Consider the following 13,249-nt stretch of genomic DNA (forward strand, 5'->3'; position numbering starts at 1 on the left):
GCAATGCATAGCACGATTCTACATACGACAGCCCGCACGGCCCTGAAGCAAGGACTCCTGAAAGTCCTCGTGTTCCTCTGCGTATGCAGCGTCTGCGTCCATGCCGAAAAGATGAACGCCTCCATCCAGGAGGCCATCTACCGCTTCGAGATGAAGGGCGAAACGGCAGAAGCCATCCGCATCCTCGAAAAAGTCACAAGCCAAGGCGACCGCGAAGACCGAGAAACGGCCTACTTCTACCTGGGAAAAATCCGGGAACTCTTCGACAACCAGAATTCGGCAAACTTCTACTACCAGCAAAGCCTTGCCAATACGAAAGAGACCAGCAAGGCCTACTGGCTTTCCGAGCGAGAGGCGAGCACCAGCAGCACCCCCGAAGCGCTCCTGAAAAAATCCTGGACCCTCCACAGCCCTATCGCGAAGGCCTTCCGCGGAACATCCACCTACCTGCTCCTGCAAAACGGATCCGTCAAGAAGGTCGTGAACGACACGATTATCGATGTCCGCGTGGGGTCAATCGCAAGAACCAGGATTCTCCATATTGACGATTCCGGGATATGGTACCAGAACGAAAGCGGGGACAGCCTTCTCTACAGGCCGCTAAGCAACAAGCTCCCGTCGAGGGCCTATCCCATCGCCGGCAATATCGAATTCTATTCGAACGGAGACGAAGCGATTGTCCAAAACGAAAACGCAGTCACCCTGCTCAACAAGAAGGGCATCTCGTTACAGATTAACGACAAGTACAGAGGCTGCCATATCGAGGGGCGCTACTCCCCCACGAGCCACTACATCTTGAACTGTCCCGACAACGCCCTCCACTTCATTTCCGATATCGACGGCGCCGAGACCTACACCATATCCCTCTACGACGCCATCCAGAAAGTCCTAGTCCAAGGCAACGACATCGTCCTTTTCTCCGGCGGGATTCTCTATTGCTTCGAACCCAAGGCGGGCCCAATCCCCCGATGGAAGCTCCCCTTCAACAACATTGAACAGATCCTCCCCTTCGAAAACAACTTCGCAGTACTCGAAGCCTCCGGAAGGATTTCCCTGATAGAGCATTCCAGCGGCATCCTGAAAAACGTCATCCGCAGCGACGCCGCAAGCATCTACCCCCTCGCCCAGGGAACCATCGGGCTATTTACCAACGAAGGTTCGCTCACGGCCGTCGACACGCTTCTAATCCCGCTGTGGCATTTCAACTTTGCAAGGCCCATCTCGGCCCCGCCCATCCACACCGACGAATCCATATTCCTTGTTTTCAAGGATACGCAGCTGCAAGGCATCGCCCCACACTACTACGGCAAGCGCCCCCTGCAATCGGACCTGCTTACCCTGAAGGTCGCCGCCATGGCCGAAGCCCGAGCCTGGAAGGAACTCACGCCGTTGCTCGATTCCCTGCTCAAGCTGGAACCCGGCAATGCCGAAGCCTGGCTCTACAGGGCGCTTCTGCTCGAATCCAGCAAGGGAAGCGAAAAGGAGCGCCAGAAAGCCTGGTCCGAAGCCGTCCGCCTTTCCATCAGTTCTTCGCGCACGAGTTCCCTCGTGCTGGACCGCTACAGCAAGACCATCAACGCGAAGTTCGTGAGCCTTCTCGCCATTTCGCCAAAGACAATCTACCCGCAGTTCTTCGGAAACAAGAAAAACCTCTACACGGTCGATCCTGCCGCCGAGAAGCTCATCTGCATCAACGCCGAAACCGGTGAACAGCGCTGGTCCAGGACCCTCGAGAAGATGACGAACAGCCCCGTCATGGCCAATGACGACGTTTCGCTTGCGCTTTCTTCCGGATACAACCTGAGTCTCTACGACCTCGAAAAGGATGTGCCCCCGCAATCGTTCCAGCTACCCGGGAAGGCTTTCAGCATCCAGCTATCGCCCTCCTCCATCTACGTTTCCACTTGGAACGGGTTCCTTCTCAAAATCAACCGCTCCGAATATCGCCTCGCCTGGTCCAGAAAGATCTTCACGTCGCCGTTCCTGTTCGCCCTGCACGACGCATCCATCTACACGGCAAGTCTCGATGGCGACATCCGCTACGTCGTCGAAAATTCGGGGCAGCCTCTCGAAATCGCCCCCAAGCGCGCCGGCAGCATCTCGTTCCTAGTCCAGGCAGATTCAGCCGTCGCGGTCGCCACCGACAACAACAGGATATTCCTCTACAGCGCATCCGATCCTGCGCGCGAGCCTGCACAGATCCTTCTGGAAGCGTCCATCGTCTCGCTCCAGTCTACAGGCGGCCACGACAACAACATCCTCGTGGGGCTTGCGGACCAGAGCATCCTCCTCTATTCGCCCTCCGGCAGCCCGCTCTGGAAATACCAGGGTAGGAGCTCCGTATTCACCAAGCCATTCATATCCGGATCGCTTGCCTGGATAGACCAGGGCAGCGAAGTCATCGCGCTCTCCCTCAAGGACGGGACGGTCGCCCATCGCTTCAACACCCCTGGCGGCGCAGGGACTCCGTTCGTCATGAACAGGACACTCTACAGCGCCTCACCCAAGCGACTTCTCTACAGCTTTTCCCTGTGACGGGCGTCACATTTTGAAAAATAAAGGCAACATTTCGATTTTTGCCCATTTTATTCCATTTTAGAAGACCTGTAAATAAAATTTAATGGCAAAAAAACAAAAATCTCACTACATTTATATGTATGAGCGCAATAGGCAAATTTTTCAAATTCGTAGCGTCTGGGTCCCTCACCCTCGTCGCGTTTGGTCTTATGGCCTGCGAAGACGAGCCCAAGGAAAAGGCAACAGCCGATAATTCCGAATATCCTCGTTCGGAAACCTTATATATCGGCGGATTCGACTGGGCCCCACCCACGACCTTCAATCCCCTCGACTACGACCCCAACTTCCCTATCGACGGGAACGTCCGTCTCATGTACGAAACTCTGGTCACCTACAACCAGATTAGCGACAACCTGGAACCCATGCTCGCTGACAGCTTCGTGAAAACGGATTCCAGCATCACGGTCCACCTCGATCCGAAAGCCAAATGGAACAACGGCACCCCGGTGACGGTAGAAGACGTCCTCTACACCTTCCATATCGACTCCATCCTCCCGACCCCGCGTCACGGGAACTGGGAATATATAGAGTCCATCTCGGCCGACAAGTCTAATAACATCGTCATCAATTTCGCGAAGGGCAACAAGAATCCGCTCATTATCTTGAACGCCATCGCCGAAACCTCTATCCTCCCGAAAGCGGTCTTCGAGCCTATCATCGAAGGCGCCAAGGAAGGCAAGACCTACAACTTCGCCAAGATTACCGAATTCAAGAACGACGCGAACCCGATCGTCTCGGGTCCCTACAACCTGAAGACGTTCTCTCCCGACAAGATTGTCCTCGAAAGGAACGACAGCTACTGGGGCAACGCGAACCACGGGGGGAAGCTCCCCGCCCCCAAGTACATCGTCCATTCGCTCTACAACGGCAACAACCATTTCAACAGCGCCATGACCAAGGGGCACCTCGACGTGTCATCCATCTTCCTGCCCCGCATTTGGGATAAGGCCAAGGACAGCATCCGCGCCTGGAGCCGCCAGGAGCCCTACCACCAGCCGGGATCCATCACGACGCTCATCATCAACCACCAGGTGGAACCGTTCAACGACTCCGCCTTCCGCCAGGCTCTCGCCCGTTCCGTAAACTTCGAAAAGATCAAGAGCCGTGCCATCTCGAACTACACACCCGCCATCCAGCCGGGATTCATCCTGCCGTTCGGCCCCGAAAGCCGCTTCTTCAACAAGGACGATGCAGCCAAGTTCGGCTACTCCTTCAACATCGACCAGGCAAAGGAAATCCTTACCGCCGCGGGCTATACCTGGAACACCGAAGGCAAGCTCGTTAACCCGAAGGGCCAGACCGTCCGGACCATCAGCATCGAATGCCCGCAGGGCTGGACCGACTGGGAAGACGCCATCAAGGTCATCGTGGAATCCTTCCAGGAAGTGGGAATCTCCGCCGAAGAAAAGTTCGTGGACTACAGCGTGTGGGACAAGGACCTGCGCCAGTGCACCTTCGACCTCGCCATGAAGACGCAGACCGCCGAGCTCTCCGCGGCAACCCCCTGGACCCGCTTCGACCAGGTCATGGGACATGTCGCATTCAAACCTGTCGGCGAGGACGCCTTCTCCAACCAGGGACGCTTCAAGAATGACGAGGCGAACAAGGTCATGGCAAAGATCCCGACCATCACTTCGCAGGAAGAGCTTACGCAGGCCTACCGCGAACTCAACAAAATCTTCATGCAGACGATACCCGTGCTGCCAGTCATGTACCGTCCTACGCAGTACTACCAGTTCTCCACCAAGCACTGGACGAACTTCCCCACCGAAGAAAACCCCTACGCTCCGCCCCAGCATTTAATTGTGGCCGCAGGCGTCAAGGCTCTGTGGGAAATCAAGCCGGTCAAGTGACATTCAAACGCGCCTCCACGGCGCGTTTTTTTATATTTTCAACGCAACGTCAAAGGAGATTACCGTGGACAAGATTCGCTTTGTTTTCCCGAACGCTTTTACTAGCATGAACTTTTTGCTGGGTGTTTTCTCCATCTGCTGGGTGACCGGGACATTCTCTGCCAACGACCCGATTCTCATGGGCGCCTATTTCATCATCCTTTGCGTGCTGCTCGACAAGCTTGACGGTTTTGCGGCCCGCCTCGTGAACGCAAGTTCCGAATTCGGAGCCCAATTCGACAGCCTCGCCGACCTCATCGCGTTCGGCCTTGCCCCCGCATTCTGCATTCTCTTTGCCTACAAGACGCTCGCGACCCCGTTCTTCGATGCGAACATTCCCCTGATGGCGGTCGCCTTCTCCATCTACGTGCTGTGCGCCGCCATGCGACTCGCGAAATACAACGCCTGCGACAGCGACTCCTACCATCACCACTTTTCCGGACTCCCGTCCACATTCGCAGGCGCAATCAACGCCATCCTGATCGTATTCCTCAAGAATATCGGACTTTTCAGCGACACCGGCAGTTCCCTCATCTACCTTCCCATCGCGGTTCTCCTCGTGACGGGAGTCCTCATGGTGAGCCCGCTATTCCTTCCCAAGCTGCAACCCCGCAAGAACAAGGCCTTCAATATCTTCCAGGCCGTCCTTATCGTCATTACCTACGTGTCGGGGTTCATGTTCATCACCGAGAAGATGATCATCCTCGAATACCTGCTTGTCCTCGTGGCCTGCTACCTCGTCATCGGGTTCACGGTCGGGCTTGTCCAGCGCGGCAGGATTATCGAAGAAGCGAAGGCGGCAAAGGCCGGAAACTAATCTTGCGCCGCAAGGAAGCGCGCGAAGGATTCACCATAACGTTCAAACAGGAGCTCCGGCGCAAGGCGCGGGAGCTCTAGCGTTATGCATTCGAGAGAGCGTTCCTTGCACCATGTCCCGAAACTTCCCGGAGTCGGGTATCCGATATCGGGTTTCCACGGCAGGTCGAACGCTCTCTGCAGACGTTCCACGACAGGCGTGAACCGTGGGGCATCGATGCAACCGATTGGGGAATGCACAGAGATTACCGATTCCGGTTGCAGCCGTTCGACAAGGGAAACTAGAGCGCGGGTTTCCGGCTCGCATCCCGGCGATTTCCCCGGCGAAAGGGAGGTATCGCGTTCGGCTTCCAAAATGGAGCGCGAAAGCACGGGAGCCGCCTCCCAGTTCGTAGTCGCGAAGTTGCGGTTCAGGTCGACCCCGTCCGCGTTTCCGCGGGTGCCAAGGGCGACGCCGTCGGGATTGGCGCACAGCACGACGGCGATATGTTCGAAGTTCCTTTCGAAGGCGCGTACGGCCCGGGAAAGCAGGAACGTCGTCTCGGGCTCTTCACCATGGATTCCCGCAAGCACAAGGAGCCTGCACTTTCCGCGGCTCGGGTAGCAGAGGAGCGGCGCGCCCAGCACGGAGCGGCCGTATTCAAAACTTTCCTGGCGAAGGATGCCGCGTGTTTCCGGTTCGAATTTCATCGCGCCCCCATCGTTCTAGATAAAGTAGGGATAGATGAAGTTTTTGGCAAGAGTATCGAGGTTTGCAAGGATTGCCTCCTTACAAGCGATGTCTGTCTCGCGGTAGATGTCGCGGAGGGCTTCGAGCGAGAAGTTCTCCAGCAAACGGCGCGATGTGGGCAGGTGCGCGATATGCCAAAGCTCCGGCTTGATCTTGCCGCGGCCGGGAACGAACACGCGGTTGAAACCGAACGCATCTCCTGCGGCAAAGCGGGAATCCAGGAACTCGTGAAACTTGCCGAACATTCCCGTAGATTCCTCGGGAGTGAGTTCGACCTCGTAGCCTTCGGGGCAAGCGTTCGCATCGACCACGTCGAGGTCGGTCCCCAAATGGTGGCGGCTTGCGCCGGGGAGTGCCGACCATGTGAGGATGGCGAACATCAGTTTTTCCTCATCCTGCGGGCGTTCCATGGGCCTGCCGAATTCGTCGAGCAGTGCAAGTTCCCCGCGGGCTTTCCGGTTCCAGATGGAAAGCTGACGTTCGAACGGACGGTAGGCCGATTCGAGGCGCAAGGAAAAGCCGCAGTCGCGGGCCAAGGAGCAAAGGCATTCCAGGTCCGCCACAATATCCTTGTGGACAAAATAACCTTTCTGGAATTCGACAAGATCGGGCGTCCCGAGACCATAGGGCAAAAGGCTGTTTCCGTTCACGGCAGGGTTCCTCCCATCTTTTCGACAAGGGCACGCCATTCGGCGGCACTCGCCTTCTTCCGAGCGGAAGCCCTTTTTGCACGGGAGCCCAGAACCGCAGAGAGTGGCGAGGGGTTCGCATGCGTCCAGGCGATAGCGAGGGCGTCAGAGGCATCGAGAGGCAAGTCCGAGGGCTCGATTCCGAGACGCGCGAAGACCAGGTTCGCGACCTGCTCCTTCGATGCGCTGCCATCGCCCGTGACGGCCTGCTTCACCGCCTTCGGCGGATACTCGCTGAACGTCATGCCCCGCTTGCAGCATGCGACAAGGACCGCCCCGCGCACGTGCCCGAGCACGAGCGCACTCTTCGCGTTCTTCGCGAAGAACACGCCCTCCATCGCGAGGGCGTCGGGGCGGTAGCGTTCGAGCAGCGCTTCCAGATCCGTCACGATATGCAGCAGGCGGTCTTCCACGGCATGCGATGCCGGAGCATGCAGCACCCCGTATTCGAGGACGCGGACTTTCCCATCCGACTTTTCGACAAAGGCGTAGCCCGTCGTGATAGAGCCCGGGTCGATTCCAAGAATAATCATGCCTCCAAATTAGATAAATATCATTTGCCCGATGCCTTCGCGGCAAATTCTTATTAGATTTTGACAGAGAGGTTTTTATGGTCATCGATCAAGAACATGCCGGAATCATGCGCAAGAAAACACACCCCAGACAGCTCGGTGTTCCCCTGAGCCGCTGGGGCCGCAACCTTATCGCAAGCTGCCCGTTCCATTCGCCCGAAGAGACGTCGCTATTCTTCTACGATGCGCTCGGCTACTGGCGCTACCGCTGTCTGCAATGCGGAAGCGAAGGCGACCTGGTCGAATTCGTGATGAGGAGCCGCTTCAACGGCCTCGATGAACCTGCCGCACGCGCCGAAGCGATGGAGTTCCTGGGAGCCCAGGAAACAGAACAGGATTCCGAACCCGACGAACATCCCTGGATCAAGGAAATCGGCGGCGAAAAATCCCGCGTGCTCGAAAACTTCGTGCGCTACTGCCACTGGGCCGCCTGCAAGAGCCCCTCTTCCGCCGACTTCTTCGCCCAGCGCGGCTGGAGCATCGGACAGGCCCAGCTCTATGGTCTCGGTTACTACAGCGGCGACCCCGAACCCTTCTACAGCTACTGCATGCTTTCGGGCATCGAACGCCACCAGGTCGCGTTCTTCCTCGACAACCTGGAAGCCTACCACGAGCCCCGCATCACCATCCCCGCACGCAACTCCAAGGGACTCATCCACTCCGTCTACGGACGCTCCATGGAAGACGACGGGATGCACAACCCCTACATCTCGTATGCGTCCGGCCCGACCGACATCCCCTTCAACATCCAGCCCGATAACGAAAGCCCCATCATCGTCGAAGGCATGTTCGATGCGCTGACAGCCGACCTCGCCGGCATCCCCGGAGTGGTCTCGACCATGTACCAGGACCTCACGATGAGCCACCTGTACAAGCTCAAGGCCTGCGGGGCAAACTCCGTCACGCTGATCCTGCGTCGCGAAGCGAACCGCAGGGAGCAGGAATTCCGCATCCAGAACTACCTGAAGATGGCGGAAACGCAGGGACTCCGCTTCAAGTCCATCGTACTCCCCGAAAACGTGACCGTCGACCAGCTTGTCCGTAACGACGGCGCCGACCAGCTCCTGAACCTTATCGACTCGACCGAAGAGGACACCGTCCACACGCACCGCCGCTCCATGCTGCTGCAGGACATCAAGGAAAACCTCGACACGGCGATGGGATGCCCGCCCGACGAATGCGTCGGGTTCCCGCTGGACTCCTTCCCGAGATTCACCAAGGAAATCGACGGCATCCAGTCCGGAATCTTCTACGTATCCTCGAATCCGTTCAACCTCAAGACGTCGCTCCTTTCGAGCATGGCACTCGACCTCATCGAGACAAACAAGGACCTCAAGCTTATCTACATCGCGCTCGAGACTCCGCGCCGCCAGATCTTCGACAGGATGGTCGCCATGCTGACCGGGCTCTCCGTGCTCGATGTGCGCAAGCGCAACAGCGACGAGGGCATCAACGCAAAGATTCTCGAAGCGACCCGCAAGCTCATGGGCTATGTCCGAGACAACCGCATGGAAATCTGGGAAGACCAGCCCGCATTCGACAACAAGGAACTCCTCGCCACCCTCAAGGAAGAACAACGCGAGCACCACGACCTCGTCGTCATCATCGATGGTGTCGACCATTTCAAGGTAACCGACCGTCCCGACCTCGCGGATATCTACGAGCGCCGTTCGTCGGTCATGCTAGACATCTACAAGACGCTCGACATCCCGCTGTTCATCGGCGGAGAGCTTGTCGATGACGACGGCCAACTGATAGCGCCCCGCGCCTACCTGCGCGACTCCGACGCCATCTACTGGCTGGAAGCCAAGGACAACGAGCTCTTCCTGACGGTCAATTCCAAGCGGCTCGGCAACAACAACCTCTACAAGGGCAAGCTCTCCATCGACGAGAATTCCAACCGCATCTGGGAAGCCTGATGTTCACCATCGTAGACTTCAACAACTTCTGGAGTCCGTCGGGCGGTGGCGTGCGCCGCTACCATCTGCAAAAGATGGCTTTTTACGAGAAACTCGCTTCGGCAAGTCCCGATGCAGGTGTCCGTTCCGTTTTCGTGATGCCCGATTCAAAGACATTCACCGAAGTCAAGAGCAATAGCCTTATCATCGAGCATGTGCAGGCGTTCAAGTTCCCCGGCAACTGGGAATACCGCTTTATCTGGAAACTCTCGCAGGTGGAACCCGTACTCGCGAAATACAGGCCCGATATCATCGAGGTGGGGTCGCCCTATATCCTCCCGACCGTCGTGCGCAGGGCGGCAAGGCGCGTGAGTCCCGAATCTAAACTTGTCGGGTTCTGGCATGCGGATTTCCCCGTGACCTACGTGGGCCGCCCCGTCGCGAAAAAACTCGGCGTAGGCATCGGCACGTTCGCCCGCAAGGAAGCGTTCTGGTACGCCCGCAAGGAATTCAAGGGTTTCGACTGCATCCAGGCATCCTCGAAAGAAGCGATGGCGCGACTCCGCAAGAACGGGCTCCCCGACCCGCGCTGGATTCCGCTGGGTTGCGACATCCAGATGTTCTCGCCTACAAAGCGAGACGAAGCCCTCGTCCAGGAACTCAAGGCGGGATGTCCCGAACGCCTCACCATTTTCTTCCCGCACAGGCACTGCAACGAGAAGGGAATCGACCTCGTACTTGGGGCTTACGACATTCTCACGCAAAAGCTCGGGCACGAGCCCGCCATCGTATTCGCGGGCACGGGGCCGAGCCTCCCGCTGGTCGAGGAAGCGGCACGGAAGTACGAACACGTGCGCTACATCGGGTTCGTCAATTCCATCGACGAGATGGCGCGCTACTATGCAAGCGTGGACCTGGGGCTCGCCCTATCGGGCTGGGAAACCTTCGGGCTTTCCATCCTCGAGAGCATGGCAAGCGGGAACGCCCAGGTGGGAGCCGCCGCGGGAGCCGCCTTCGAGCACGTGACGGAATCGGGAGCAGGGACCATCCTCAAGGAACGCACCCCCACAGCGCTCGCCGACGCCATCGTGGAACTCTACCATTCCGACATGGCCGCCATGAAGCAGAAAGCCCGTGCCTACGCCGAAAAATTCAGCTGGCAGGATAGTTTCACCCGCCAGCTTGAACTTTACCGCGAAATAGCTACGAAATAGCCCCAGCGACGCTAGTCATATTCAACGCAGAACAGGAATTCTTCCCCGGGAACAAGCCAGGATCCATCGCAGGCTTTCACATACAGGCGCAGCCTTCGGTGGTCAACCGTTTTGGTGTATTCGCTCTTGGGGCCGCAATCGCCTACGTTCCCCTTGAACTGCATAATCGGCGCGAGCGTTTCCCCAACCTTGATTTCATGTTTCCTCCTAAGTATGATTTTCATTCTTTTTTCTTGAGCCAGGTTCCGCAAAGGAACATCGTGAACACGATACTCGTGATGAGGAACATAGCGATACTGATGCAGGCGAGGTCGCCGATGCCCTTGAGACCGCGATGCGTCGTAAACAGGAACCCGACAAAGCCCGCGATAGTCGTCGTGGAACTTGCCATCACGTTTCTGCCCGTGGTGTCCATCAGCTGGCGAAGGGTCATGTTCTTGTCGCTCATCCAGGATGTTATCATGTGGATGGTGGAATCGATACCGATACCAAGCGCCATCGGAATCACGATAACGTTGTATATACTGATTTTCCCGAACTCGAACAGGTCGGTAAGGACACCCAAAAGTCCAAGCGTCAGGAGCGTTCCCATTCCAAAGGAGATGCAGCCCGCCGCAAACAGCTTGGGTTTCCGGAACGAAACCACGAGCGTACCGAAAATAACCAGGATTATCACGAGAGCAAGCCTGAAGCTATCCTGCTTCACGGACTCGATGACATCGGAAAGGATGAACTGCGAAGAGAACGTGCGCAGGTCCTCGCCGTCGAAATTCCAGTGGCTGTAGCGATCCTGGAAGTTATGAAGCGCCTTCGCATCCCAACTCGGGAAATTGCCGTAGATAAAGCCAATCTTTCCGTAGCTGCCGTCCTTTTCACGGAGCAGGTCGAGCGCCCATTCGGGAATATCCTCGGCCGTAAAAGGCTTCTCGACGGAGGCCAGGTTCCGGAGGTTCGCGATATTTGCGGAATCCTCCCCTTCGACACGGTCAAACACGCGAGCTTCGACCAGGTCTCGGATTTCCTCGATAATTTCGAGGCGCCGTTCCTGGGAATCCAGCGACGGCACGAACGACTTCAGGGTGAGGAAACTCCGGAGCGTAGGATCCTTTTCCACATGCAGACGCACCATCAGGGTATCGTAAAGCATGTCGAGCTGTTCGGCCTTGCTTCCCATGACGGCCGCAGGAGTAGAAGTGGCCCGGTTGTTCGTACGCGTCACGCTCGTGTTGATGCCGTTTTCCTGTTTCTTTTCCGTCGAGACACGACGCAGGTTGCGCAGGTTGTGTTCAAAGTCCACATCCTGGGCAAACCAGAGCGAAACGGCACCGAGCGCAAAGCCTGCAAGAGCCGCGTACTTGAAAAAGCGACGGATTTTATCCTCGTCCCAGGACTTGGGCAACAGCGTGTTATCGGGCGCCTTCGGGATCCCCCCCATGCACTTGATAAAGACCGGAAGCACGAGCACCGAGGTAAGCATACTGAACAATACGCCCATCGACGCCACCACGCCGAACTCGTAGAAGCCGCGGAAGTGTGCCGCAAGCAAAGTGAGGAACGCGGCGATAGTCGTGAAACTTGCAAGGAAGAACGGCTTGAGCATCTTCCTCTGGGCCGCTTCCAGGACTTCTTCCAAAGTCGCATGCTTGTGCAGCAACTTCTGCGAAGTGCCCAAAATGTGAATCGAGTAGTCGATGCCGATGCCCAGAATGATGGAAGCGACAAATACCGTGAACGGATTCAGCTTCCCGTAGAAGAGGGCAGTAAACGCAAGCGTCGGGAGGCAAGCGTACAGCACCGAAGCAGTCACCAGAATCGGGCCCTTCACGCTCCTGAAGAAGAAAATCGTGAGGAAGATGATGAGCACCAGGCTGATGCCGAACGAGAAGATGGAATCGTTCGCCACGTCATCCACTTCCTTGAGGCCTTCGTAAGTCCCTTCCACCGTAAAGCGCGTCGGCACGGGATATGTCTTGGAGTTGAAATAAGCAAGCAGGGAATCGGTCCGCGCGAGAATGCGCGTCACGAACTCGTAATCGGTCGAGGGCCTGAGAAGTTTCGCGTTCACCACGCCGTTGAAGAGAATCTTTCCGGTACTGTCCGGACGCGGGCAACCGATAAGGCGCGTCTTCAGGTGTGCCGGGACAGGCTTTTTCTTGTCCCATTCCTCGGCTTCGGGAGACTTGTCGTCCTTCTTTGCGGATTCTTCCTCGCCCTTCTTGAAAAACGTATCGAACGCGCTCACCGCCTCGTCGGGAAGTCCCAGTTCCTGCGGCAGGTTCGCATCGAACCACACGCGTTCCTTCTTGGTGGGCGCCGCAGATGCCGTTCCGCCTGCAGAATCGGAAGCGGGAGCATCGCCCAGCAAATCAACGACCAGGGGGCCGTTCTTGCGCCCTATTTCGAGTTGCAGGTCTTCGAGGTTGTCGCGGATGTGTTCGAGATGCTTGACCGGCAAGTAGAGGAGCGCATTGTCCTTGAAAAACTTGTTGTCGTTGTCCACCTGCGTCGAGACGTAGTCGCCCTGCCAGTTCTTGCGAATGTAATCGCTGATGGAATCCTGCAGAGCGGCGACCAGTTCCACGTCCTCGCTCTGGATGGCAATCATGAAGCGGTCGGTAGATCCGAAACGCTGGTAAGATTCTTCAAGAGCCTTCACGCTCGGCGTATTTTCGGGAAGCAGGTGCGAGAGGTCCGCATCGAGTTTGAGCCCCGGCTTTACGAGAATCGGGAACGCACAGAGGACGGCGAGCAGCAGGTAGAAGGCCAGCGCCTTGTACTTGTGGGCACAAATCAGGGGTATGTACCAGTTCGAAAATCTTTCAATCAGGGATTTCTTTTCGTTCATTTTTTTACCTACGCCA

At 57.0% G+C, this 13,249-nt stretch carries 10 protein-coding genes; 5 read left to right on the top strand and 5 right to left on the bottom strand.

All coding sequences use genetic code 11. The features are described from left to right. The first annotated feature begins 3 nt into the window (after positions 1–3). The 3 genes from B2310_RS12325 (at position 4) to B2310_RS12335 (ending at position 5,286) form a co-directional block, all read left to right on the top strand. Positions 4–2,535 (top strand): PQQ-binding-like beta-propeller repeat protein, encoded by a 2,532-nt coding sequence (locus B2310_RS12325; protein WP_290732074.1) that lies wholly within the window; start codon positions 4–6, stop codon positions 2,533–2,535. A gap of 122 nt (positions 2,536–2,657) precedes the next feature. Beyond that, on the top strand, positions 2,658–4,430 hold the full coding sequence (locus B2310_RS12330; RefSeq protein ID WP_290723504.1) for an ABC transporter substrate-binding protein: 1,773 nt from the start codon (positions 2,658–2,660) through the stop codon (positions 4,428–4,430). A gap of 64 nt (positions 4,431–4,494) precedes the next feature. After that, the gene (locus tag B2310_RS12335) at positions 4,495–5,286 is read left to right on the top strand and encodes a CDP-alcohol phosphatidyltransferase family protein (protein ID WP_173382032.1); all 792 of its coding nucleotides are present in this window, start codon (positions 4,495–4,497) and stop codon (positions 5,284–5,286) included. Here the strand turns inward: B2310_RS12335 and mpaA are convergent. Genes mpaA through ruvC form a run of 3 tightly spaced genes read right to left on the bottom strand, consistent with a single transcriptional unit; the run spans position 5,283 to position 7,237 of the window. Then, entirely contained in the window at positions 5,283–5,975 is a 693-nt protein-coding gene (mpaA, locus tag B2310_RS12340) for a murein tripeptide amidase MpaA (RefSeq protein ID WP_290732077.1), read from the bottom strand. The two genes, B2310_RS12335 and mpaA, sit on opposite strands and share 4 nt — an antisense overlap. Before the next feature lie 15 nt (positions 5,976–5,990). After that, positions 5,991–6,665 carry a M15 family metallopeptidase gene (locus B2310_RS12345; protein ID WP_290723508.1) on the bottom strand — a complete coding sequence of 225 codons (675 nt, stop codon included), beginning with the start codon at positions 6,663–6,665 and terminating at the stop codon, positions 5,991–5,993. Beyond that, positions 6,662–7,237, bottom strand: a complete 576-nt coding sequence (gene ruvC / locus B2310_RS12350; protein WP_290732080.1) for a crossover junction endodeoxyribonuclease RuvC — start codon at positions 7,235–7,237, stop codon at positions 6,662–6,664. Before ruvC ends, B2310_RS12345 begins: the two co-directional genes overlap by 4 nt. Positions 7,238–7,314: 77 nt before the next feature. Here ruvC and B2310_RS12355 point away from each other — a divergent pair, with 77 nt between their 5' ends. Both B2310_RS12355 and B2310_RS12360 read left to right on the top strand, forming a co-directional pair. Then, the gene (locus tag B2310_RS12355) at positions 7,315–9,195 is read left to right on the top strand and encodes a CHC2 zinc finger domain-containing protein (RefSeq protein WP_173364823.1); all 1,881 of its coding nucleotides are present in this window, start codon (positions 7,315–7,317) and stop codon (positions 9,193–9,195) included. Continuing rightward, complete coding sequence (locus tag B2310_RS12360) at positions 9,195–10,388, top strand: glycosyltransferase (protein ID WP_290732083.1); 1,194 nt, start codon at positions 9,195–9,197, stop codon at positions 10,386–10,388. The genes B2310_RS12355 and B2310_RS12360 overlap by 1 nt, the downstream gene beginning before the upstream one ends. A gap of 11 nt (positions 10,389–10,399) precedes the next feature. Here B2310_RS12360 and B2310_RS12365 read toward each other — a convergent pair whose 3' ends face one another. After that, on the bottom strand, positions 10,400–10,612 hold the full coding sequence (locus B2310_RS12365) for a hypothetical protein (protein ID WP_290732086.1): 213 nt from the start codon (positions 10,610–10,612) through the stop codon (positions 10,400–10,402). After that, positions 10,609–13,233, bottom strand: a complete 2,625-nt coding sequence (locus B2310_RS12370; protein ID WP_290732089.1) for an MMPL family transporter — start codon at positions 13,231–13,233, stop codon at positions 10,609–10,611. Before B2310_RS12370 ends, B2310_RS12365 begins: the two co-directional genes overlap by 4 nt. Positions 13,234–13,249: the final 16 nt, after the last annotated feature.

Source organism: Fibrobacter sp. UBA3629 (assembly GCF_002374005.1).
Taxonomy (GTDB): Bacteria; Fibrobacterota; Fibrobacteria; order Fibrobacterales; family Fibrobacteraceae; genus Fibrobacter.

Bases quoted from the DNA above. Each gene is read 5' to 3' on its own strand.
- B2310_RS12325 (WP_290732074.1), top strand. From the start codon at position 4: ATGCATAGCACGATTCTACATACGACAGCCCGCACGGCCCTGAAGCAA.
- B2310_RS12330 (WP_290723504.1), top strand. From the start codon at position 2,658: ATGAGCGCAATAGGCAAATTTTTCAAATTCGTAGCGTCTGGGTCCCTC.
- mpaA (WP_290732077.1), bottom strand. From the start codon at position 5,975: ATGAAATTCGAACCGGAAACACGCGGCATCCTTCGCCAGGAAAGTTTT.
- ruvC (WP_290732080.1), bottom strand. From the start codon at position 7,237: ATGATTATTCTTGGAATCGACCCGGGCTCTATCACGACGGGCTACGCC.
- B2310_RS12355 (WP_173364823.1), top strand. From the start codon at position 7,315: ATGGTCATCGATCAAGAACATGCCGGAATCATGCGCAAGAAAACACAC.
- B2310_RS12360 (WP_290732083.1), top strand. From the start codon at position 9,195: ATGTTCACCATCGTAGACTTCAACAACTTCTGGAGTCCGTCGGGCGGT.
- B2310_RS12365 (WP_290732086.1), bottom strand. From the start codon at position 10,612: ATGAAAATCATACTTAGGAGGAAACATGAAATCAAGGTTGGGGAAACG.
- B2310_RS12370 (WP_290732089.1), bottom strand. From the start codon at position 13,233: ATGAACGAAAAGAAATCCCTGATTGAAAGATTTTCGAACTGGTACATA.